16 protein-coding genes and 1 pseudogene are annotated in these 23,502 nt (G+C 54.5%); 15 read left to right on the top strand and 2 right to left on the bottom strand.

Annotated elements, in window-relative coordinates; genetic code table 11:
- The first annotated feature begins 4 nt into the window (after window positions 1-4).
- The 7 genes from BLO51_RS11000 (at window position 5) to BLO51_RS10970 (ending at window position 11,237) form a co-directional block, all read left to right on the top strand.
- Window positions 5-4,834 (top strand): non-ribosomal peptide synthetase, encoded by a 4,830-nt coding sequence (locus tag BLO51_RS11000; protein ID WP_090671101.1) that lies wholly within the window; start codon window positions 5-7, stop codon window positions 4,832-4,834.
- 90 nt (window positions 4,835-4,924) lie between these two features.
- Window positions 4,925-5,821 (top strand): thioesterase domain-containing protein, encoded by an 897-nt coding sequence (locus BLO51_RS10995; protein WP_167670178.1) that lies wholly within the window; start codon window positions 4,925-4,927, stop codon window positions 5,819-5,821.
- A 13-nt stretch (window positions 5,822-5,834) separates the two neighbouring features.
- Window positions 5,835-6,947: a 2-hydroxyacyl-CoA dehydratase subunit D gene (locus tag BLO51_RS10990; RefSeq protein WP_090671096.1), complete on the top strand. Its 1,113-nt coding sequence runs from the start codon at window positions 5,835-5,837 to the stop codon at window positions 6,945-6,947.
- Window positions 6,948-6,962: 15 nt separating this feature from the next.
- Entirely contained in the window at window positions 6,963-8,192 is a 1,230-nt protein-coding gene (locus tag BLO51_RS10985) for a 2-hydroxyacyl-CoA dehydratase family protein (RefSeq protein ID WP_090671091.1), read from the top strand.
- A 36-nt stretch (window positions 8,193-8,228) separates the two neighbouring features.
- Window positions 8,229-8,996 (top strand): acyl-CoA dehydratase activase, encoded by a 768-nt coding sequence (locus BLO51_RS10980; protein ID WP_090671088.1) that lies wholly within the window; start codon window positions 8,229-8,231, stop codon window positions 8,994-8,996.
- Between the two features lie 52 nt (window positions 8,997-9,048).
- Entirely contained in the window at window positions 9,049-10,458 is a 1,410-nt protein-coding gene (locus tag BLO51_RS10975; protein ID WP_090671085.1) for an MATE family efflux transporter, read from the top strand.
- A 56-nt stretch (window positions 10,459-10,514) separates the two neighbouring features.
- On the top strand, window positions 10,515-11,237 hold the full coding sequence (locus BLO51_RS10970) for a class I SAM-dependent methyltransferase (protein WP_090671081.1): 723 nt from the start codon (window positions 10,515-10,517) through the stop codon (window positions 11,235-11,237).
- Window positions 11,238-11,636: 399 nt separating this feature from the next.
- Here BLO51_RS10970 and BLO51_RS29760 read toward each other — a convergent pair whose 3' ends face one another.
- Window positions 11,637-11,837 (bottom strand): hypothetical protein, encoded by a 201-nt coding sequence (locus BLO51_RS29760; protein ID WP_217266724.1) that lies wholly within the window; start codon window positions 11,835-11,837, stop codon window positions 11,637-11,639.
- A 257-nt stretch (window positions 11,838-12,094) separates the two neighbouring features.
- Window positions 12,095-13,039 (bottom strand): aminoglycoside phosphotransferase family protein, encoded by a 945-nt coding sequence (locus tag BLO51_RS10965; RefSeq protein ID WP_090671078.1) that lies wholly within the window; start codon window positions 13,037-13,039, stop codon window positions 12,095-12,097.
- A gap of 193 nt (window positions 13,040-13,232) precedes the next feature.
- On the opposite strand from BLO51_RS10965, the gene BLO51_RS10960 reads away from it, so the two are divergent.
- From BLO51_RS10960 to BLO51_RS10925, 8 genes and pseudogenes are all read left to right on the top strand, one after another.
- Complete coding sequence (locus tag BLO51_RS10960; RefSeq protein ID WP_090671075.1) at window positions 13,233-14,321, top strand: LacI family DNA-binding transcriptional regulator; 1,089 nt, start codon at window positions 13,233-13,235, stop codon at window positions 14,319-14,321.
- Between the two features lie 154 nt (window positions 14,322-14,475).
- Window positions 14,476-16,086: a type 2 periplasmic-binding domain-containing protein gene (locus tag BLO51_RS10955; protein WP_090671072.1), complete on the top strand. Its 1,611-nt coding sequence runs from the start codon at window positions 14,476-14,478 to the stop codon at window positions 16,084-16,086.
- Window positions 16,087-16,099: 13 nt separating this feature from the next.
- Window positions 16,100-16,996, top strand: coding sequence for an ABC transporter permease (locus BLO51_RS10950; RefSeq protein WP_090671069.1), 897 nt, complete (start codon window positions 16,100-16,102; stop codon window positions 16,994-16,996).
- A complete protein-coding gene (locus BLO51_RS10945; RefSeq protein WP_090671066.1) occupies window positions 16,990-17,883 on the top strand; it encodes a carbohydrate ABC transporter permease in 894 nt (297 codons plus the stop codon). Before BLO51_RS10950 ends, BLO51_RS10945 begins: the two co-directional genes overlap by 7 nt.
- Before the next feature lie 12 nt (window positions 17,884-17,895).
- Window positions 17,896-21,054, top strand: a complete 3,159-nt coding sequence (locus BLO51_RS10940) for a beta-galactosidase (protein ID WP_090671065.1) — start codon at window positions 17,896-17,898, stop codon at window positions 21,052-21,054.
- A 153-nt stretch (window positions 21,055-21,207) separates the two neighbouring features.
- Window positions 21,208-21,567 carry a hypothetical protein gene (locus BLO51_RS10935; protein WP_090671062.1) on the top strand — a complete coding sequence of 120 codons (360 nt, stop codon included), beginning with the start codon at window positions 21,208-21,210 and terminating at the stop codon, window positions 21,565-21,567.
- Between the two features lie 221 nt (window positions 21,568-21,788).
- A pseudogene (locus tag BLO51_RS10930) lies at window positions 21,789-21,932 on the top strand (amino acid permease); the annotation flags it as partial.
- 410 nt (window positions 21,933-22,342) lie between these two features.
- Entirely contained in the window at window positions 22,343-23,404 is a 1,062-nt protein-coding gene (locus tag BLO51_RS10925) for a suppressor of fused domain protein (protein ID WP_090671057.1), read from the top strand.
- Window positions 23,405-23,502 lie beyond the last annotated feature (98 nt).

The following is a 23,502-nucleotide window of genomic DNA, read 5'->3' as shown; positions in this document are numbered from 1 at the left end:
TGCTATGGGCAAACGCCTGCGAAAATATCCGGACATCCCCCGCCAAAGGGCAAGACCGCATTATCCGCTTTCGTTCCAGCAGGAACGGGTGCTGTACTTGTCCGAGCTGCTGCCGGACAGCGCGGTTTGGAATTTAATTTCCTGCAAACGGCTGACGGGTCCCGTCGATTCGGACGCCATATTGTGGGCAGCCGAAGATTTGACCGAGCGGCACCCCGCGCTGCGGACGAAAGTAAGCTATGCGGGCGGTGCGCCCGTTCAGTCGTTCGACGAAACGATGGATCGCATTTACTGCTGCGTCGACTTGTCGTCGGAGCCGGGGGAGGAGCGGGAAGCGAAGGCCCTGCGCCTGTTGTCCGAAGCGAGCTTGAAGCCGGTCGACCTGCGCCGGGGGCCGCTGTTTCAGATCATTTGGATACGTATGGGCGAAGCGGAGGGGATGCTGATCCTCAAGCTGCATCATATCATCTCGGATGCCACGACCTTCCAGCGCATTTGGCACGACTTCAAGTGGTTCTATAACGCGCATGCGGGCGTACCGAACGGCGAGGAGCTGCCCGCGCCGGGAATCCGGTATGCGGACTATGTGCTGTGGCAGCGGGAAACGTTCGAAGAGGCGCATACCCGGGAGCAGGAAGCGTATTGGCTGAAGCAGTTTCAGGGAGAGCTGCCTATGCTTGAGCTGCCGACGGATTTCCCTGCCCGGCCCGGGCTCAGCTTCGCAGGGGCGCTTGAAATTCAGCTGATCCCCCGCGAGGTGGTTCAGGGACTGCGGACGCTTTGTATGCAGAAGCGGGTGATCCCGTTTTCCGCGCTGCTTTGCACCTACTATGTGCTGCTGCATAAATGCTCGCGCCAGAGCGATGTCGTGGTGGGCACGGTGTTTGCGGGAAGGCATTACAGCCCGGAGTTGCAGCAAGCGGTCGGTTTTTTCGTAAACACCGTCGCCATCCGGATGGAGATGGACGGGGAAGCGGCCTTTGACGAGCTGCTCCGCCGGGTGCACGAGCAAGTGGACGAAGCCTACGATATGCAGGATTACCCGTTTGAACGGCTTATTCAAAAGCTGAATCCGTACCGCAGCAGCAGCCGGAATCCGTTGTTCCGCGTCATGTTTAACATGGTCGTTGCGGCGAAGGAAGAAGCGGCGTTCGCCGAGGCGAAGGAAGGTTGGATCGAACCGGATATGGATGCGACCCAAGTCGATCTGCTGTTCGATATCCATCAGGAGGATGACGAGATGGAAATCCGGGTGGAGTACAACACGAACTTGTTCCGCAAGGAAACGGTCCAGCGGCTTATCGGCTTCTACGTGAACCTGCTCCGAGCGGCGATGGAACAGCCCGAGGCCCGGGTGAAGGAGCTTCGGATGCTCGACCCGGCGGAACGGAACCGGCTGCTTGCAGACTGGAACCGTACGGGGGCGGCGTATCCGCGCGAGGCATGCATTCATGAGCTGTTCGAGGAACAGGCGCGGAAGACGCCGGAACGGGTCGCGCTATGGCACGAAGGCAAGGAGCTGACTTACTGGGAACTGAACGAGCGGGCGAACAAGCTCGCCGGAATGATACGCAGCAAGGGGAGCGGTGCGGACCAGATTGTCGGCGTTGCGGCCGAGCGGTCCCTTGAGATGGTAGTCGGAATGCTCGCGGTATTGAAAGCGGGCGGCGCGTATATGCCCATCGATCCCGGTTATCCCGAGGACCGGATCAAGTATATGCTGCAGGATAGCGGAGCCAAGGTCGTGCTCGTTCAGAAGGGGAGGCTGAGCGCAGGCAAGCTGGAAGCAGAGGTCATCGCCATCGAAATCGGGGATGAAGAACGGTCCCTACATAGCCCCGATGATTTAAAAAGCGATACGCATGCGCGCAGTCTCGCCTACGTGATGTATACGTCCGGCTCGACCGGCCGGCCGAAAGGCGTTATGGTGGAGCACCGGAACGTCATAAGGCTTGTCCAAAATACCGATTACGTCCGTTTCGAGGACAGCGATGCGATTTTGCAGACGGGAGCCCCGGCGTTTGACGCGACGACGTTCGAAATATGGGGTGCTCTCCTGAATGGAATCAAGCTGTATGTGACAAGCGATAACGTGCTGCTCAACGCGGACCATCTCGGCCGCTTTATAGCGAACCATGGCATAAGCCATCTCTGGTTGACGGCGCCGCTCTTCAACCAGCTTTCGGACATGAAGCCGGAGCTGTTCGCTCCTTTGAAAGTTCTGCTGATCGGAGGCGACGCCTTGTCCGTCCGGCATGTCAACAAGGTGCTGGCGGCCGTCCCCGGCCTTCGCATCCAGAACATGTACGGGCCGACGGAAAACACGACGTTTTCCACCTGTTACCCCATCACCGGGCCGCATGAAACGAACGTTCCGATCGGCAAGCCGATCCGCCATTCCACAGCGTATATTGTCGATGCTTACGGGGAGCTTCTGCCTGTCGGTGTGCCCGGCGAATTGTGCGTCGGGGGGGACGGCGTCGCCCGCGGGTACTTGAACCGGCCCGAGCTGACGGCGCAGAAGTTCGTGGATAATCCGTTCGAGCCCGGGGCGAAAATGTACAGAACGGGGGATCTTGCCCGCTGGCTTCCCGACGGCCATATCGAGTTCATGGGCCGGATGGATAACCAGATCAAGCTGCGGGGCTTCCGCATCGAGCTTGGGGAGATTGAGGCGAAGCTGGCGGAGCATCCGCACGCGAAAGAAGTCGTCGTGATGGTAAGGGAAGAGCGTCCGGGGGACAAAGCGTTATGCGCCTATTTCGTTGCAGACCGGGACATCCCGGCCTCCGAATGGCGAGCCTATCTCGCCAAGGCGCTGCCGGAGTACATGATTCCTACCGCCTTTGTGCAGATCGACAAGATGCCGATTAAGGAAACCGGAAAAATCGACAAGGGGGCGCTTCCCGAGCCGAACGGAGCGACGTACAGGGCAAGGGCCCGGCAGCAGCCCGAAACCGAGCTGGAGCGGGAGCTGGCCGCCCTGTGGATGCAGACGCTCGGTCTGACGGATGTGGGCATCGACGATCCGTTCTTCGAACTGGGCGGACATTCCTTGAAGGCGACGATTATCGTATCCCAGCTCAACAAGCAATTCCATACGGACCTGTCGCTTACGGAATTTTTCAGCGGCCCGACGATCCGGGAGCTGGCTCGGAGATTGTCCGCAAGAGCGGATAGCCCGTACTCCCCCATCGCCCCGGCTGGGAAGCAGGAGAGCTATCCCGTCTCCACGGCCCAGAAAAGAATGTATATCGTCAGCATGCTGACGCATGGGGGAACGGGGTACAACATCCCGCTCGTGCTTAGTCTGGAAGGCCGGTTGGACCGGGATCGGCTGGGATATGTGTTCCGCGAGCTGATCCGCAGGCACGAATCGTTCAGAACCTCCTTCCATATTGTCGATGGGGAATTGGTGCAGCGAATTGACGAGGAGGCGAAGCTTGACCTGGAATGCCTGAGCGTGGAGACGGAGGAGGAAGCGGGCCGGATCATTCGGAACTTTATCCGGCCCTTCGACTTAAGCCGGGCGCCTTTAATCCGGGGGCTGCTGCTGCAACAGCGGGAAGACCGTCACCTGCTGCTGCTGGATATGCACCACATTATTTCGGACGGCGTCTCGCTCGACATTTTGTTCCGGGAGATCATCGCCCTGTACCAAGGCGAGTTTCTGAGCCCGCTCCGCATTCAATACAAAGATTACGCTGCATGGCAGCATGATTTCTTGGCTTCTGAGCGGGTCCGCAAACAAGGCGACTATTGGGTGGACGTGTTGGCAGGCGAGCTTCCTGCGCTGCAGCTTGCGACGGATTATCCGAGACCGGCCATCCAGACATTCGCCGGAACCCATGTCTCCTGCCAAGCGTCTCCCGAGGTGCTGGCGGCCCTGAAGCGGATCGAGGCCGAAACGGGCGCAACCTTGTATATGATTTTACTGACGGCCTACAACGTGCTGCTGTTCCGGCGCACCGGGCAGGAGGATCTTGTGGTAGGCACGCCCATCGCCGGAAGAAGCCATGCGGATACCCAAAATCTTATCGGCATGTTTGTCAATACGTTGGCGATGCGCAACAAGCCTTCCGGGAAGATGACGTTTCGGGAATTTGCGGATCAAGTGAAGCTCCATGCGCTTGAGGCGTACGAAAATCAAGATTATCCGTTCGAGGACCTGCCGGAGCGAATCGGTTACGTTCGCGATGTCGGCCGAAATCCGATATTCGATACGATGTTCGTGCTGCAGCACTTCGACCCGCTTGAAGCGGAGCTCAAGCAGCTCAAGGTTCGCGAGCACCCGATCGATTACCCGGTCGCCAAGTTCGATCTCACGCTGTTCGCGATTGAACGGGATGGGGGCTTGCGGCTGGAGCTGGAATACAACACGGACTTGTACCGTAAGGAGACGGCGGAACGGCTGACGCAGGATTACTTGGCGATATTGCACCAATTGGCAGCGGAAGGAACGGACAAGAAGCTCGCGGACTTCGTCCTCGGCTGCGAACCGGGAGCGGCGCCTCCACAAGGGGAGCTGTGCGATCAGGAGATATGTCTCCAGCCGGCCCGGGACTACCGTTCTCATTCGGCCGCCTCGGCCTCCGTCACAAGGATAGAAACGCAATTGATCGGAATCGTGGAAAACCTATTGCATACGGAGGGCATCGGGCCGGACGACAACTTCTTCCTGTGCGGCGGCAATTCGCTGGCGCTTATCCGCTTGGTCGCGGAAATGGAGGCTGCTTTCGGCGTCGTCCCCTCGATCATGGAAATCAGAGAAGCGCCTGTCATTTCCGAGTGGGCCAGGAAGGTGGAAAGCTTGCAGAAGCAAGCAGCGCTCTAACCCGACCGCCGGTTTGGGGGACCGGGGAAGGGAGGCATCATCATACGGGGAGAGCGCAGGAGGAGTCTTTCGGGAAAGGAGAGGAAGACCGTGAATATTCAATACCACTATAAAAAAGCGGCCGTTTTGTTGAAGCGGGGACAGTCACCCGGCGCGAACCCATTATTTTTCGTGCATGACGGAACGGGCCGAATCGAAGGGTATTTCAAGGTGGTTGAGCTTGTCGAACATTTGTTCTCTGTATACGGAATTACGCTGGACGAACGGGTCGGATATGCGCCGCAAAATATTTCGATTGAAGAGTTGGCCGTTAGTTATATCGAACAAATGAAGCATATTCAGCCCGAGGGGCCATACTGCATCGCGGGTTGGTCGATCGGCGGAACGATTGCGGCGGAGATGGCCCGCATCCTGGAAGCCGAGGGGGAGGAGATCGGCTGCTGCGTTCTGGTGGACGCGCCGCCCCCGGGCTATTACCCGCCGCAAGACGCGCAGCCGTTCTCGGCCGAGTCCGAGACGGACTACATCCGACCGTTTCTGCACAACGAGGAGTTGCTCAAGCGCTGGAGCCGGAGCCGGAGCGCTCAAGCGTTCTGGACCGCCGTCGCGGACACGCTTCAGCCCACGGACTTCGACCGGATTTCCTTTCTCCGCTATGTCCGGGAGGAATGGGCCGACATCTTCCCGGACGGAAGCGGACTGTCGCTGCATCAGCTATTTTGCGCGGTGAATATCGTCCGCACGCTGCACCGGGCGCGGGCAGCCTACGTTCCGAGGGGGAGCATCGATTCGCCGGTCCATGTGTTTCAGGCCACCGAGTCGCCGCTGGAGAGAATGGACCGATGGGGACGGTATTGCGCGCATCCGGTGTATATTCCGGCGGAGGGGAGCCATTACACGCTGTTTGACGCAGCGCATGCGCCGGCCTTTGCCCGGCAATTCAACCGCATCCTGGAAGGTGCCGCCGCCCCAAAGAAATCTGGTTAAGAGGAGAGCGCTTATGAAAGAAATGGTGGAACGGATTGTCGAACTGAATGTTAGCCGGCTGGACGCCTTGAAAGCTGTGGATAAGCCCAAGATCGGATGGACATCGATCTATACGCCGGAAGAGATTTTATATGCGGCGGGCTTCATTCCTTTCCGGATCATGGGGACGACCGCCAGCAACACATCGGAGGCGGGCGCGCTGCTGGGCAGCAACTACTGCTCCTATCTGCTCAATTGTCTGGGAGAAGGCATGAACGGCGTCTACAATTTTACGGACGGGGTCGTGTTCGTCGACGAATGCGATTGGAGAAAACGGCTGCACGAGACGTGGACCGACCGGATTCAACCGAAATACAGCTTCTTCCTGGAGCTTCCGAAAGATCTCAATCCGATCTCCAGGGACTATTTCCGGATGCAGGTCCGCCGCATGATCGAATCGCTGGAGCAGCATTTCGGCTGCCGCATTACGGAGGAAGCGCTGTGGGAGGCGATCCGCCTGTTTAACGAAACGCGCAGGCTGCTGCAGCGGATGCACGAATTGCGGAAGCGGGACCTGATGTCGCTCACGGGGAGCGAATTGCTGAACATTGTGAAATCCAGCACGGCCGGCATGAGACAGCAATACAATCAAGAGCTGTCCCTGCTGCTCGGCGCCATGGAATCCCAGCGGGAAACCAAAAAAACCAAACCGCACAAAGTGCTGATCTGCGGCAGTTATTTCGATCACGATAACATTGTCGACGCCATCGAGCAGACCGGAGCGAAGGTCGTCTGCATGGACATCACCAACGGCGTCAAATATTTCGAAGGGCAGGTCGACGAGCACCGCGATCCGGTCGAGGCGATCGCCGATTACTATTTTGACAAAGCGACCTGCGCCCGGATGTTCGAATCGGATATACGGCTGAACCATTTGGTCAAGCTGATCGACGAATACGATATCGATTCGGTCATCTACTTTTCGCTCAAGTTTTGCGACATTTATTCGATGGATTACCCGTACATCCAAAGCAAGCTTAGCGAGAAGGGTACGCCCGTGCTACTAGTGGAAGGCGAGTGCAGCATGACGAATATCGAAAGCATCCGCACCCGGATTCACACGTTCCTCGAAACGATGATGTATTAGAAAAGGAGAAGAGAGATGAGCGAATTTAAAGTGGAAGCGAAAAGCCGCGAAGAACAGTACAAAAAGATGATGTCCGTCCTCGAAACGTACCGGGCCGAGCCGTCCGATCCGTCCTCGGCGCTGAAAGCGGCGCGGATGAGGTCGTTGTTCAACGGCTACCGCCTGACGCAAGCCTATAAAGAGGATACGAAAGTAGCTTATGTCGTCGAACAGTTTCCGAATGAAATCGTCTTCGGCTTCAATATGCTTTCTTGGAATATGGAGTCGATGGCGATCCTGCTGGCCCAAACCGTCAACGTGGACCCGTTCATTAATTTGACGCAGGAGAAAAGTCTTTCCCGGGACATTTGTTCGTTTCTGCGCGGGTCGCTGGGCGTCATGCTGGCGAACGGCTACCCGAATCCCGATCTGGTGATGGTGAACGATCAGCCGTGCGATTGTCTGGCCAAAGTGGGGAACATGTCGAGCAAGCTGTACGATTGCACGTTCCTCTCGATCAATACGCCGAACCAGATCAACGAAGACACGCTGGCCTATCTCGTGCAGCAATTGAAAAAGCTGATCGCCGATATCGAAAGCAACCTGAATATCCCGTTCGACGAAGAGCTGTTCCGGCAGGTCGTTCAATATTCGAATGAAGCGAGAGACTATTACTGCAAGACGGTCGAGTTAAACAAAACCTACGAGCTGCCCGGCGTGTCCAGAGAATTGCTCGAAATTTTCGGCATGAACGGCTTCGGCTTGAAGGAAAACGTGCAAATCTGCAAAACCTTGTACGAAGAAGCGCTCGCAATAAGCAAGCAGTCCGACCCGAACAAAAAGAAGAAGCGGATTCTGTGGGCAGGCCAAGCGCCGCACAATGACCACGAATTAATCCGCTATTTCGAGCAGCAGGTCGAGATCGTCTATTGGGCGCCGCTGTGGGATGCCAATCTGGTGTCGCTTGATCCGGAGGACCCGTTAACAAGCATCGCGGAACGGGCGATCTTATATCACTGGAACGCCAAACGGTTAAAAGAAAATATTTCTCAGGTTTGTACTTCATTTCATATCGATGGTGTTGTAATATCAAATATATGGGGTTGCAGGAACATGATGGGAATCAGTTCGATGATTCGGGAGATGTCCGGTGAACAAGGATTGAAGTACTTGACGATCAGCGTGGATTACGTAGACAAGAACAACTATGCGTTCAATCACGTGAAAAACCGCATCGACGCTTTTCTGGAAATTATGAGCGACTGAATCATCCACTTATTCGGGATAAAGGAGAGTAGCCCTATGATTACCTTAGGAATTGATATCGGTTCTTTGTCGACCAAATCTGCGATTTTGAACGACAACAGCGTCGTAGCCTACGATGTCGTGTACACCGGAGGCGATAACCGGCAGTCCGCGGAAACGACGTTCAACAACGTGCTGACGAAAGCCGGACTCACGAAAAAGGATATCGACGTCATCGTCACGACCGGCTACGGCCGGGAGAACGTGCCGTTTGCGGATAAACACGTATCGGAAATTACGTGCCACGCCAAAGGGATGCATTTCTTGAACCCTTCCATCCGGACGGTCCTTGATATCGGAGGGCAGGACAGCAAGGCGATCCAGATCGGGGAAAAGGGCAACGTCGTCAACTTTATGATGAACGACAAGTGCGCGGCGGGCTGCGGCCGGTTCCTCGATATTATTGCCAGAGCGCTCGGGGTCAAGCTCGAAGAGCTGGGCGGGATTCACCAAACGGCCACCTCGACGGCCCGGATCAGCAGCATGTGTACGGTGTTCGCGGAAACGGAAGTCGTATCTCTGGTCGCGGTCGGCACGCCGACGCCCAGTATAATCAAGGGCGTGCACGAATCGATAGCGACCCGGGCGATCGCGCTGCTTAAGGCGGTAGGCATCAAGGAGCCGCTCGGCATGAGCGGCGGCGTCGCAAAAAATATCGGCATCGTTAGCGCGCTGCAGGATTTGTTAAACATGAAAGTGGAAGTGACGGATTACCCGCAAGTGACGGGAGCGATCGGGGCGGCTTATATCGGCCGGAGCGCGTAACCGGCGGGCGCTGCAAATCAGGAAACCATGAAAAGGGGAGTCGCTTGTGTCCATGTCGCCGGAGACGGAAAAAGCGCACGATGCGGTTGTTATCGGGCCGGCAAGCCAGGAGAAGTCCATTTCGATCCGAACGATTTTGAAAATTACGATGCCCGTCATTCTTTCGATGTTTTCGCTCAATTTGATGGTATTTGTCGACCGGGCCTTTGTCTCGATGTACGATCTGGGACAATTTGCGGCTGTCGTACCGGCCGGTAACGTAGGGACGGCGATCTCCAGCATATTTATCGGCATCGTCGGCTTCGTCTCCACGCTCATCGCCCAATATTACGGAGCCGGCAAATACCCGAAGTGCGCCTCATCGATGTGGCAGGGCGTCTATCTCAGCATCGTTTTTTCGGTGGTGCTGCTTCTGATGTCTCCCCTCGCCGTCAATATTTTTAATTGGATGGGGCACACGGGGGAGCTGTTGGCTTACGAGAGGCAATTCTTCTACCTGATCATGGTTTCCAGCTGCGTCCAGCTGTTCATAACCGCATTTTCCGGCCTGTTTCGAGGCGTTGCCAGCACGACGGTCATCATGATGGTCGGGATTCTATCCAATGTGTTCAATGTGTTGCTTGGCTGGCTGCTGATCTTCGGAAAGTTCGGTCTCCCGGAGCTTGGGGGTATTTGGGGTTCGGGACTGGCGACCATCAGCAGCTCCGTGCTCGCCGTGATCGTGTATATGATCTTGTTGGGGAGACGGGGGGTGCAAGCGAAGTATGAGATTCCAGCGCAGATGAAATGGGACGGCGCCTTGCTCCGCAAGCTGCTTCGCTTCGGGTTTCCCGCGGGCATTCAGGCGTTTCTCGGCACCGGGTATTTCAGCCTGCTGCTGCTGATTATCGGCAAGACCGGGGAATTTCCGTTGTCCGCTTCCAATATCGCGTTCACCATCGAAGGGGTGTCGATTTTCCCCATTTGGGGGCTAGGCGCGGCCATCGCCATTATTGTCGGCCAGGAGAAGGGAGCCGGACGTCTCGACAATGTCCGGAGAGCCGCGAAATTGGGGCTTGGGATCGGACTTGTGTTCAACGTGCTGATCATCTTCATCTTTAATTTGTTCCCGCAGGCTTTAATCTCGATCTTCGGCGGAGGGGAGCAGCAGGACACGTTCCTGAAGCTGATGGCGGTCACCGTCCCGCTCGTCCGGCTCACTTCGCTGTGGATCGTGTTCGATACGATGCAGATCATCATCGGCAATGTGCTGCGCGCGGTCGGCGACACGATGTTCATGATGGTCATCTATATCGTCGTTCCTATCTTGTTCTATCTTGTGATTCCGTACCTGTTCAGCGTCGTTTGGGGGCTTTCGTTAATCTGGATATGGATTGCCTTGATCGTTTATTCCATGGTGATGCTGCTTCTGGTATCCGTCCGCTTTCTGGGCGGGAAATGGAAGCGGATCGAAGTCATCTGAACGCAGGCGGCCCATCATCCATTACTATAATTCCATTGGGAGAGGTGCTACAGCACATGGAGTTTTCAAATGTATACGAAGACGCTGAACGGGCGGAAGCCTACGCTACATTGGAGTTTCCGGGAACGTATTATTTGGCTTTTCGGGATTTGCCGGAGATGCTGACCAAGCATATCGCCGGAGCGAGCGCTTTGGATTTCGGCTGCGGAGCAGGGCGATCGACCCGTTTTTTGCGGGATCGCGGCTTTGACGTGATCGGCATCGATATTTCGGCCGGCATGCTGGGCAAGGCGAGAGAAATGGACGCAGCCGGCGATTACCGGCTCATTCCGGAAGGGGATCTGCGTCTGCTGGACGGGGCGACCTTCGATCTGGCGCTGTCGATGTTCACCTTCGATAACATTCCGACCTTGGAGAAGAAGCTGCAAAATTTCAAACAGCTCGCTGCTTCGCTGAAGGAAGGCGGGAAAATCGTGATGGTTGTCTCCTCTCCCGACATTTACCTCCACGAATGGGCTTCCTTCACGACGAAGGCTTTTCCGGAAAATCAGCATGCCCGAAGCGGGGACAAAGTCAAAATCATCATGAAGGATACGCACGATCAAAGGCCGGTAGAGGACGTCATGTGGTCGGACGCCGCTTACCGGGACATTTTCGACCAAACCGGGCTTTACGTGGTGGAAATGCATCAGCCGCTTGGCCGGGAGGAGGAGCCTTACCCATGGATTAACGAAACCCGTATTTCGCCGTGGGTCATGTACGTACTGGGGAAGAAATGAGCGGCATGTTTTCGTAAGGCTGAGGATGCCCCGAAGAGCTTAGGCGCTCGGGACATCCTCAAGCTCTTGATCGTGAGAAGGAGCCAAGCGCTCTTTTTTAGTTTACATAATATTTATTATGTTTACTGTTTCGATGACAAATCGGAGGATAGACTACGAAACGAGGCTTGCAGCGGCAAGAACGATTAGGTGGGTTTTGCTTTTCTATGGAAATCAAGTGAGCAACAATATTTTAGAAACGCTCTTTTCGTGAAGATTGTTGCTTAATGGGTACTCAATTGTTTATTTACCCTCCAAAAAATCGTTGAGTAGATTCCAATATTTCAGAGATTCTGATTTAAGATATGGTTTAAAAACATCTGGATTGAGGTCGCTATCAGAAGAGAGATTTTATCCGTTTTATAGTCCTTTTTCTAAATCAAATGGTTTATCGTTAATGCCCTCTTGAGTGCAATTTTTGAAAATAAAGTTATAAGAAAACCAGTTTCTTCTCTCCATACGGCTGCAGCTAACGTGATCAATGCTCTTATTGCTCATCCCGTCTAAAGTATTGTCTTTTATTATTGCTATACTTTGATCAGTCGCTGATTCTAACTTCATATGTAACAGGTCCACTATCAATTGATGGTTTCACGATTTTAAATTGAGCAGGTTGATTGTACTTATAACCGTTCCACAAACAAACCCTTCCCTTATAATTATAAGAATTTGCTTCTTCAACACCACAATTATCTCCAGCAGCATTGAAGTAGAAATTGTTAATTATAAGAAAACATAACATTACCAATAAAATACCTATCGAAACGGTAATATATTTAAATCTGAAAGAACACTTCATTATTCCCCCCTTGCAGGACTTATCCTCGTATTTCATTCAGTTCCTTGCTCAAATAGTTGAGTGTCACCGCTCGTTCCTGTGCCTCTTGCCGGTCAAACAAGAGCTGCTCCATAAACTCCCAAATATCCTCCAATTTGCGTCTGTACCGATAAAATTGCAGCACATCGGGGTTGATTGCAAAATCGTTATGCACCTTCCGATAAATCTGCACAAAATCATCGTAATAAGGCTCGTCAACCAGGAACATCAGATCGGCTTCGACAGGAGCCACTTTCAGCCCTTCCCAGTCAATCAGCATCAGCTGCCGGCTGGATTGCATCAGATTCCAAGGGTGAAGATCGGTATGGCACAGGGCCATTCTTAAATTTCGATTCCTCAAATCGGCAGACAGCTTCTCTACGGTATCCGTCAGTCCATTCAATTGGTTCAGGTGAGAGGTTATCAATTCCTTGACGTCAAGAGGAAGCTCGTGAACTTCTCGTTCCAACGTATTCCTCAACTGCGGCACAAACGGAACAGCAAAGTCTTCCTTCAACGCCTTCGTTTCCACCGGAATTTCTTCGCCGTATAAATGAAGCTCCGCAATCATGTTCGAAAGCTCGCCAACCTGCTCCGCGGTTAAGGCTTTCTCACCAATCGTTTCTCCCTCGATATATTCGTACAGCAAATAAATCCCGTCGTCATCTTCACATTTGTAAGCGCCGGTTTGGGTTGGCACAGGTACGGGAAGCTTGCCTTTCAAGCCGCTATGCTGCATAAGCCATACCGTGATGGGCACATATTGATCAATGAGCGCCGTCAATTTCGGAGTCGACGCCCGGCTCTTTTCGTAAGCCTTCAAGAAGAAGGTCTGCTTGCCGCTGTACACTTTAAAGGCTAGTGCCGCCCAGCCGCCCCGTTGTGGTAAAATGTTAGTAGCATCCAGATCGTAGTGTTCTTTCAAAAGGTTTGGGATATTGTCCATAAGCTCCTCCTGCAAAAATTTGTATCCTTATTATACATCATGACAAGGCACAGGGGTCAAATCCGAGGCAGGAACTTTACAAAATGATGCATTAAGTTTACAAAACAAGTTGACAAAAAAGCAGGGGAACCATACAATTTTAAAATCATAAACTAAAAAATGGTTCGTACTAAGGGGAAGAAAGAGAGAGCCGATGAAAAAACAAAAAGTGACGACCCACGATATATCCAAGCTCCTTGGCATATCGCGAAATACCGTGTCCAAGGCGCTCAACAATCATGCAAGCGTTTCCGAGCAAACGAAGCAGAAGGTGCGCGAAGCGGCCGCCAGTCTCGGCTACAAAACCGCGGATGTGACGGCAACGGAGGAGACGGAGGCGGCAAACGCGACGGCCAGAGGCGGCATCGCTTTCATCACGAACATATTTACCCCTGCCAACAACGGCTTCTGGATGGGCGTTATCAAAGGGATCGAGGAGATTACAGCCAAGAACGGCTACGAGTTGCTGTTCGATTTCATCAAGCCGGACGAGCTTGCCAAGCTTTCGCTGCCTTCATGCGTTGTGAACCGGTCGGTGAACGGCCTGATCGTCAGCGGCTATCTCAGCAAGGAATATACCGATCTTCTGGCCTCCGTCGATTTGCCCAAAGTATTTCTCGATGCCCGTCCGGACCTTTCGTTTTCCGCGCTGTACGCCGATATTCTATTGGTGGACAACGAAGACAGCGTATACGATATGACGACCCATCTGATCGGGAGGGGGCACCGTCATCTGGGATTCGTAGGCGATATCGCCAGCTGCCGGTCGTTTATGGAACGGTGGCTCGGCTTTAAACGGGCGCTGCTCGACGCGGGCTTAACTCTGGAGCCGGACTACTGCGCCACCGGGCCCAATCCGTCGCAGTATCATCATTACGACGATATCGAAAACGCGTTCCAACGCCTCGAAGCGTTTCCGACGGCTTTCGTATGCGCAAACGATACGATTGCCATCCGCGTCATTCAATATTTGCGAAACAAGGGCCTTCAGGTGCCGGAGCAAATCGCCGTGACCGGGTTCGATCATTCCGAGCATGCCGATTTCGTCACGCCTGCGCTGACCACCGTGCACTATGACGAGAAGGATTGGGGCCGCCGCGCGGCCGAAGAGCTGCTGTGGCGCATGAACAACCCTGCACGGCCTTACGAAATGGTCCGTCTGGGCACGAAAGTGATCTACAACGACTCCACCTCGACTGTCCCGGCATCCTTGCCGATTGCGGCAGCTCCGCGTGTTTCCTGATAAATCCATGTGATTTTACACACTGTAATATTACAAAACGCAATGATGTAAATGATAATGTAAAATTATTGTTTACAATGTTGCGTTTTTTGTTTATGATGAACCTAGTCGATTTGTAAGGGTTTACATTCTCTTCTTACAGGAGGTCATCCGTTTGAAAAAGTTAAAGGCTTTTGTTCCTGTAGCATTCCTTACCGCAAGCCTCGTTGCCTGCCAGAACGGCGGGAATAACGGGGCGAACTCCGCCGACGGCGCAGGGCAGTCCAAGCCGTCGGACGCTTCGCTTAACCTTTCAATGACTTTGATGGGCGGGGCGAAAACGCCGAATTCCTGGGCGGAAAAAGAGCTGGAAGAAGATTTGACGAAAGCGCTCGGAAAACCGGTTGCACTTGAGAGCGTTTTCCTGCCGGGATGGGAAGATGCGCAGACGAAGATCAATTTGAATATGAGCGATAAAAGCACTATGCCCGACATTCAGTGGTGGTACGGCATGGACAAGGAATACACGAACTGGGTAAAATCCGGCGCACTCGTCGACCTCGTGCCTTACCTCCAGAAGCACGGCAAGACGGTTTTGAATTACTATTCTCCCGAAACGATGTTCTATTCCTATGAAAAAGGGAAGATGTACCGCCTGCCGGGAGACGTAGCGGAAGCGACCTCCATGACGACGATCATCCGCAAGGACTGGCTCGATAAGCTGGGGCTGAAAGTGCCGACGATGGTGGATGAATATATCGAAGTTTTGAGAGCGTTTACCAAGCGAGATCCCGACGGCAACGGCAAGGACGACACGTACGGCTTGTCCGGTCCGGGAATCGCAGGCTCGGCGGAATACCGCACGTTCGCGCCGATTTTCTTCGCGTACAAGTCGATTCCGAACGAATTCATGGTGCAGCCTGACGGAACGGTCAAATACGGCGCGGTGCTTCCGCAGACGAAAGAAGCTTTGAAGGTTTTGCAGAGCATGTATAAGGAAGGGCTCATCGATCCGCGGACGATCAGCAATACGGACGCCAACAAATTCGAGGAAATCGCCGCAAGCGGCAAAGTCGGCTCCTTCTACCGCTGGATCGCTTATTTCAACCCGTCCAGCACGCTGTACAAATCGTTCAAGGCGAACAACCCTTCGGGCGAGCTGCTCGCGATTCCGCCGATCAAAGGCCCGGACGGCTTCAGCTCGGATTATCCCGAAGCGGTCGGAGGCTGGTGCTTCATCGGCGTGACCAATAAGGCCAAAGATCCCGCGGGCGCGGTTCAAGTGCTGAACCGGATCGCTTCTCCGGAAACGTTCAAGCTGGTCAGCTTCGGCAAGGAAGGCGAGCACTACAAGATGGAGAACGGCCAGTTCCAATCGCTTCTGACCCCGGACGCACAGAACAAGCTCGGCATCGGCAACTACACCTGGTACTTGAGCCGGAAGGACGAAGCGAATATTTCCAACATTCCGCAGGTGATTGACCTGTTCAAGAAGAGCGAGGCGACGTCCAAGCCGCTGCGGGAGATGGTGGTCAGGTTCAAGACGAACGATCGTCCGGCCTTCAAGGAATACATCAAGGATATCGAGAAAGTGCGGGACGAAGTGTTCTACGGCATCATTTCCGGCAAGAAAAGCATCGACGAATTCGATAAGTTCGTCGACAAATATTATGCGATGGGCGGCAAAAAGGTAGAGGAAGAGGCGAACGCCCTGTACAAAGCGCAAAAGCAGGAATATGCGGAATTTTTAACATGGTACGACAAAGAAATCAAGCCTTATAAATAAGGGGGAAAACCTCTTGCTAAAAGATCTGGTCAGGGACAAGTACTTATATTTGCTGCTGCTGCCCGGTATGCTGTTCATCGTTGTGTTCAAATATATCCCGATGTACGGCTTGGTCATTGCTTTTCAGGAGTACAACATATTGCAGGGCGTCGGGGGCAGCGACTGGGTCGGGTTGTACCAGTTCGAAAAGCTGTTCACGATGCTGGACTTCACGAACGTGTTCAAGAATACGCTGATCATCAGCACGCTGAAGCTGGTCTGGGGCTTTCCGGCGCCGATCGTACTGGCGCTTTTGCTAAACGAGGTCAAGCAGCTCGTGTTTCAGCGGTTCGTGCAAACCGTCGTGTATTTGCCTCACTTTATTTCGTGGGTTATTTTTTCCGGGATTATCATCATCTTTTTGAATCCGGTGGACGGTCTGGTTAATCAGGTGATGGGCTGGTTCGGGGGAGCGCCAATTGACTTCCTGATCGAAAAATCGTATTTCCGCTCCATTCTGGTCGCTACCGATATTTACAAGGAGGTCGGCTGGGGGACGATCATTTATTTGGCCGCCATTTCGGGTATCAGCCCGCAGTTGTACGAAGCTGCTATTGTGGATGGGGCAGGAAGGTTCCGGCAAATGTGGAATATCACGCTTCCGTCGATCCGCCACGTGATCGTCATCCTGTTTATTCTCAGTCTCGGCAACATTTTGGACGCCGGATTCCTGCAAACGCTGCTGCTGTACAATCCGCTGGTCATGGATGTGGCGGATATTATCGACACGTACGTATACCGCAAAGGGATCGTGGATGCGAGCTATAGCTTGGGGGCGGCGGCCGGTGTGTTTAAGTCGGTCATTGCGCTGATTCTGGTCGCAGCTTCGAATCAACTGGCGAAAAGGTTCGGCGAGGAGGGCTTATGGTGAGGAAGCTGAAAAGAAAGCCGTCCGCCGGAAGCAGGCTGTTCCAAGCGGCCAACACGCTGTTCATGCTGGCGCTCGTCGTTATCATGCTTTACCCGTACTGGTACGTGATCATGTATTCGTTAAGCGATGCAAAGCTGGCGGGAAGCGGCGGATTGTTCCTCCTGCCCAAAGGCTTCTCGCTCGCCGCTTACGAAACGGTACTCGGCAATGCGGCCGTGCTGTCCGGCTTCAAGGTTTCGCTCATCGTTACGCTGACGGGCACCTTGCTCGCCACGTTCATTACGGCGGCGACTGCGTACGCGATCTCAAAATCGCGCTTGCGGGGCCGGAAGCTGTTTACGCTAATGATTTTGTTTACGATGCTGTTCCACGGCGGCATGATCCCCGGTTATTTGCTCGTCAAGGAACTGGGGATGCTGGACTCGTATTTGGCGCTCATTCTTCCGTCGGCGATCGGGGCGTGGAACATTTTCATCATGCGCAGCTTTTTTGCCGGAATTCCGGCGGAGGTGGAGGAGTCGGCTTACATCGACGGGGCGAACGATCTGGTCATTTTTTTCCGGATCGTGCTTCCGCTGTCGAAAGCGGTGCTGTCCACGATTGCCTTGTTTATGGCCGTCATGTATTGGAACGACTTTTTTTCCACGATCCTTTATATTTCTTCGAAGGACAAATGGGCGCTGCAAGCGGTATTGCGGGACCTGCTGACCAATACGTCGACGGCGATGCAAAGCCAAGGCATCAGCATCGCCTACCAGCAGGAAATTAGCGAATCGACGATCAAAATGGCAAATATCGTGGTCGCCACGCTGCCGATCTTGATCGTATACCCGTTCGTGCAAAAATATTTCGTCAAAGGCGCGATGATCGGTTCCGTTAAAGGTTAGAAAGGAGTCAGCATGGACAACGTTATGGTATTGTATGATCCGGAGTTCCCTTTTCTTGGGGAACGAATGGACGAAGGCGGTCTCGAACGGCTGTCCGATGTCTTCCGCGTCGTTTCGGCGGAGCAGCTGCCGCAGGCGCTTTCGGGCATGGACACCGGATGCCTGGTGAATCTCCATGCCCCTTATTTCCCGAAGGACGCGTGGGGTGCGATCCTGGATTTTCTGCAAAAAGGAGGCGGGCTTGTCAGCATGGGCGGAGCCCCGTTCCGCATTCCGGTCTACCGCGAGAACGGAGCATGGCATGCCGAAGCCGAGCAAACGGCCTATCATCGGCAGCTTCGCATTCACGAAGCGATGACGGTCGATCCCGCTCCGGTCGCGAAGCTGGCGGCCAGCGAAGAGGTGCCTCTGCTGCGGGGGCAAGAGCCGCTGTTTGAGATTCAGCCGACCTACAGCCTCATTCTCCATGTAACGCGTCATGACGATCAGCCGCACGAAAGCGGCTCGGCCGGACCGATGGATGCGCATCTGTACCCGCTGCTGAAAGGCGTATCGTTCGAGGGCCGTGAGGTCGCCGCTCCCGTGGTGCTGCTGGAAAATACGAAAGGCGAGTTCGCCGGAGGCCGCTGGCTGTTCGTTCACCAGCTTGCCACAGCGTCGTTCTGGGAAAAGGGCGGGGCTGCGGCCCTTGCGGAGTGGGCGGCGTACTGCGCACTTGGCGTGACCGAGCTGACGCTCAAAACGAACTACGCCACTTATGAGCCAGGCGAACGGCCGAAGCTGAAGCTGCAAATGCAGGGCCTGCGGCGAACGGGCGGGACGGCTTCGGCCGGCCGCTCTTGGCGCTTTGCCATCGAAGTCCGCAGGGAGGATCGGACAGCGAATGCGGGCGGAGGTCCGGCGGACCCGTTATGGTCGGGGGAGCTTCAGGCCGCCGTGTTCCGCGAGCAGAGCTTTGCGGAGCTGCTGCTGCCGGTTTCCGTCGAGCCAGGGCTGTACGAGATTGTCTGCAAAGCGGAGTCTGACCTCGGCGAGGTCCGCATGCTGCGGCAGGGCTTTTGGGGAAGGGACGAAGAGCTGCTGCGCGCGGGCAGTCCGTTGCGGTGCGACCAGGATTACTTTTGGAAGGACGACCGTCCGATGCCGGTGGTCGGCATGACTTATATGAGCTCGGATGTGGCACGGAAATTTCTGTTTTTGCCGAACGTGTCGGTGTGGAACCGGGATATGGCGCAGATGAGGCGGGCCGGAATCAACTTCATCCGGACCGGAATCTGGACCGCGCACCGGCAGGTGATGTTCGTCGACGGCCATCTGTCCGAGGAGGCGCTGCGCGCGATCGACGCTTTTATTCTTACGGCGAAAAGGCACGGGCTGGAAGTGAATTTTACGTTTTTCACGTTTGCGCCGGAGGCGTGGGAAGGGGCGAATCCGTATCTGGACCCGCGGAGCGTGGAAGCGCAGAAACGGTTTCTGGCCGGTATCGTATCGCGGCATCGCCATACGACAAACGTGCATTGGGACTTGATCAACGAGCCTTCGCTGTTCGATCCGAAACAGGTGTTCGCCGGTCCGCGTCCGGTGCGGGACCGGGAGGAGCGTGCGGCCTATTCCGCTTGGCTGCAAAGACGGCACGGCTCGGTGCGGCGGTTGCAGGAGCGCTGGGGCATGACGCCGTCCGAGCTGCCGACCTTCGAGGCGGCCAGTCCGCCCGCGCCGGAAGAGATCAACTTCGACGTGCACGATATGGCGAGAGGGAAAAGGGGAGCGTCTTGGCTCGACTACACCCTTTTTACGATGGAGATGCACAATGAATGGATACGCAGTCTAAGCGGCACGATCCGCGCGCTGCATCCCGGGGCGCTCATTACGGTCGGGCAGGACGAAGCGCTTGGCGGCCAGCGTCCGTCGCCGCTATTCTACGGCTCTGAGGTGGATTATACGTCGGTTCATTCGTGGTGGCTGAATGACGATTTGGTATGGGATGGGATTTTTACCAAAACGGTGACGAAGCCGAATCTGGTGCAGGAAACCGGCATCATGTATCTGGAGGCGCCGGACGGGCGGGCGAAGCGGTCGGAGGCCGAGCTGAAATATTTGCTGGAGCGCAAATATGCCTATGCGTTTGCTACCGGCGCCGCAGGCGCGGTCCAATGGATCTGGAACACGAATTATTACATGAACAACATTAACGAGTCGAACATCGGCGCCCTCCGGGCCGACGGGACGGAGAAGCCGGAGGCGGATGTTTCGTACGATTTCGGCCGTTTCATGAACAAAATCCGCGACTTGTTTACCGGAAGGAAACCGGAGGAAATCTGCGTCGTCTTCCCGTATTCGAACGACTTTTCGAACCGCAGGCTCGCCTGCGAAGCGACTTCCCGGCTGACCCGGGTGCTTGCTTACGAGCTGAAATGTCCGTTTTTCGCTGTCGGGGAATACGATCTCGGACCGCTATCCGAACGCTGCCCGAAGCTGATCGTCGTTCCGAGCGCGCACAATTTCAGCGACCGGGCGATGGAGACTTTAGTCGAGCATATTCGTACCCGAGGCGGGACGCTGCTCTTCACAGGGCCGCTCGGGCTGGATGAATATTGGAGGCCGACCGGGCGTCTCAGCGAGCCGTTCGGTCCGTACCGGGAAGGGAACGTATGCCGGGAAGAGCAGCTGATGATCGACGGGAACGCCCATTCCGTCTCGTTCGGACGCCGCAAAATCGCCGAGCTGTGCAAAGGGATTCCGGAGGAGGATACGGCGTCCGGCGGTACCCGGCTGACCGACGTTTTCCTAGGGATGGGACGCCTATTCTGGTGTCCGCTGCCGATCGAATTGAACGACCGCACCGAACCGATTCGCGAGCTGTACAAGCACGTCATCCGGGCCGTCGGTGTACAGCCTGACATGGTGTGGCGGCAGGGCGGGGAGCTTGCAGGTATTTATGGACGCAAGCTTTCGTTTGTGAAGGGGGCGCTCTTCGTCTTCGTATCCGAGTACGCTCATCCTGCGAATGTGGAGATTGAGGACCCGGCTAACGGCGCGCAGTACCGTTTTACGATTGAAGCGGAGCGTTCGGTATTGTTTGCTGCGGACGTGACAGGCAAGCTTATTGCCGTTTATCGCGATAATGAAGTGCGAATCGAGCATGGGAACGAACAACCGGCGTGGCTGTAACGCCCGGACGGGGATGAGGAATGAGACTGTGCGTGAGTCACAGTCTTATTTTTTATATGTAAGGATGTGCGGATGGCCTTGTGCCTGCTACAGTCATTGAATTGAATTACAAGGTCATTTCCTTTACTATGAATAGGGAAGGAGGGGCTTACGTTGATCACTGCGAATGAGATACTTTCGATTATAGGCGATGGAACGTTTTTAGGGCGTGTATTCAACAAAGATGTGGATTGGGACGCCGAATTGGACGCCCGGGATGAAGCTGAATTCGATCAAACGTGGAGTTCCAGTTACAACAAGCTGGAAGCAATCGATCCGTCTGAAGGCACGGTGATCCATGAGATTAGGGAGACGGTGTTCAAGCAAACGTTTCAGATCACTCAGAGCCCGGATCTGGCAGGGTATGTATCGGACGACTTCGGGCTGATTGCCAAGGCATTTGAGAATAAAATCGATATCGAATTTGTCAATCATCTGTGGGATTCCTACAGGAAAGGCAGCTTTCCGAGATAAGAAAAATCGAGGGCTTCCAAAAGTCCAAATCCTGCACAAGACACGACCTTTAGAGGCACGTGTCTTTTTTTAATTTAAGACGGAAATGTTGCGTTACAGCCTGGTTGGCGGACCCTGCAACAATTTCTGCGCTGCTTCCCTTTATTAGGAGGATAATGACAATATTTGCTGAATATATAAAAAATGTGGTCGGAGAACATACATGGAATGGGGGCGTTTTTGTGGAATCTAAGCCATTAGTCCGTGGACTGAAGACACGGCATATTGAACTGATTGCGCTCGGAGGCACGATTGGCGTCGGCTTGTTCATGGGGTCGGCAAGCACGATAAAATGGGCCGGTCCGTCCGTATTGCTGGCCTATTTATCCCCGATACCCGTGTCTCGCTGATTGTCGGAGCGGCATTCATTCTGATCGTCGTTGCGAGCTATTCTGTTTTTGGCATAGGAAAACGGCGGTAAGTCAAAGAAGTGGAAGAAGCATAGAAAGGCGCAATTTTATGAAAATGTAGCCGAGCGAGTTCAGGTCATGTCCTGCGTCCGCTCGGCTGTATTCTATCAAGTCGAAGATAGCTCACATTGATATATTTTCCATAAAGGGTTACTATGTTAGAAGCGTTTCTTGACGTCTAAGGCCATTTTGGCGCTTGGCGTTGAAGGAACGGCGATGCCACCCCAAGGACTTTGTTGCAGGGAACAGCGATGAGAGCCTGAGGGGATACGACTCCGAATGCCTGCTAAGGCAACTTGGACAGAACTTTTGGGAGGGAACGGATAATGAGCGAAGAAGAAAGCACAGCGGGCTGGGATGCCATTGATGAGGAAATGTCGAGGCTTTACGGGGATCAAGAGCCGATGCATTACGGATCGATGCTTCCCTTTATGTTGGGGGGAGAAGATCCGCTGGACGGCATCAGTGCGTATAAGGTGGACGAGCCTGCGCCACATTGGCATTTTGTGACTTATGGATTTACGGAGCTATACGATAAGGAGTCGGACGATGCCGAAGAGAGCGGCTATGGATTCGAATTGACGTTTCGGCTGGCACGCGAGGAAGACGAGGAAGAGCCTCCGGCCTGGGCGCTGAACCTGCTCCAAAATATGGCGAGATACGTGTTTAAAAGCGGCAATATTTTTAGATCGGGCGATTACTTGGATGCCAACGGCCCGATCTGCCTGGATGCCGATACGCAGCTGACCGCCTTGGCCTTCGTCGAGGACCCAGAGCTTCCGGCCATCGATACGCCGAACGGGCGGGTGCAATTCGTGCAGATGGTCGGGATTACGCGCGACGAGCTCGAAGCGATGCAAACGTGGAATACGCTTGGCGTGCTCTCCGTTTGCTTGAATCATATGCCTCATTACATCACGGATTTGGGACGGGCTTCGCATCTGGGGATTCCGGCCATTTCCGAAGCCGTGCAGAAAGGAATGCAAGAGGAAGGCTCGAATACCGGCTTTTTATACATCGATCAATTGGCCTGGGAGCCTGGGAAAAAGGGCTTGCTTAGCAAGTCGCCTTCCACGCTTACGCTGGGAGCCAAGCAAGCCGGAATCATCGGAAAGCTGCTTCAAGGGCGCATTCTGAAGGGGAACGATCTGACGCTGCTCGGTCCGGAGATCCGGGTCGTGTTTGATGCGGGCGAGAAGGCGGAATGCGAAGTTGGAGAGGAAGAGATCCTATTCACGCTGGATGATGCGACGGCCGGGGAATTGAGCCGGAAATTGCTGCCTAAGGAAAGTGTGATTGAGCTCTCCGCTTTACCAGGAATCGCGATTCAAATTGTAAAAACGCAAATTAAGGATTCCGAAGGGAACGTCGTCAAGGTGATCGGTTAAAGCTGACTGCTTCTGGCGGCTGCATGATCGAAACGGCGAAGCGCAAACCGCCAGCGGGACAAACGTCCTACTGGCGGTTTCTTTATGTTTCATATGCC

The sequence above is a fragment of the Paenibacillus tianmuensis genome (genome assembly GCF_900100345.1).
Taxonomy (GTDB): Bacteria; Bacillota; Bacilli; order Paenibacillales; family NBRC-103111; genus Paenibacillus_G; species Paenibacillus_G tianmuensis.
This window is presented reverse-complemented; position numbering and strand designations above follow the sequence as displayed.

Excerpts from the sequence above, each read along its gene's own strand:
- BLO51_RS11000 (WP_090671101.1), top strand. The coding sequence starts at position 5 with ATGGGCAAACGCCTGCGAAAATATCCGGACATCCCCCGCCAAAGGGCA.
- BLO51_RS10990 (WP_090671096.1), top strand. The coding sequence starts at position 5,835 with ATGAAAGAAATGGTGGAACGGATTGTCGAACTGAATGTTAGCCGGCTG.
- BLO51_RS10985 (WP_090671091.1), top strand. The coding sequence starts at position 6,963 with ATGAGCGAATTTAAAGTGGAAGCGAAAAGCCGCGAAGAACAGTACAAA.
- BLO51_RS10980 (WP_090671088.1), top strand. The coding sequence starts at position 8,229 with ATGATTACCTTAGGAATTGATATCGGTTCTTTGTCGACCAAATCTGCG.
- BLO51_RS10975 (WP_090671085.1), top strand. The coding sequence starts at position 9,049 with ATGTCGCCGGAGACGGAAAAAGCGCACGATGCGGTTGTTATCGGGCCG.
- BLO51_RS10970 (WP_090671081.1), top strand. The coding sequence starts at position 10,515 with ATGGAGTTTTCAAATGTATACGAAGACGCTGAACGGGCGGAAGCCTAC.
- BLO51_RS29760 (WP_217266724.1), bottom strand. The coding sequence starts at position 11,837 with ATGAAGTTAGAATCAGCGACTGATCAAAGTATAGCAATAATAAAAGAC.
- BLO51_RS10965 (WP_090671078.1), bottom strand. The coding sequence starts at position 13,039 with ATGGACAATATCCCAAACCTTTTGAAAGAACACTACGATCTGGATGCT.
- BLO51_RS10960 (WP_090671075.1), top strand. The coding sequence starts at position 13,233 with ATGAAAAAACAAAAAGTGACGACCCACGATATATCCAAGCTCCTTGGC.
- BLO51_RS10945 (WP_090671066.1), top strand. The coding sequence starts at position 16,990 with ATGGTGAGGAAGCTGAAAAGAAAGCCGTCCGCCGGAAGCAGGCTGTTC.
- BLO51_RS10940 (WP_090671065.1), top strand. The coding sequence starts at position 17,896 with ATGGACAACGTTATGGTATTGTATGATCCGGAGTTCCCTTTTCTTGGG.
- BLO51_RS10925 (WP_090671057.1), top strand. The coding sequence starts at position 22,343 with ATGAGCGAAGAAGAAAGCACAGCGGGCTGGGATGCCATTGATGAGGAA.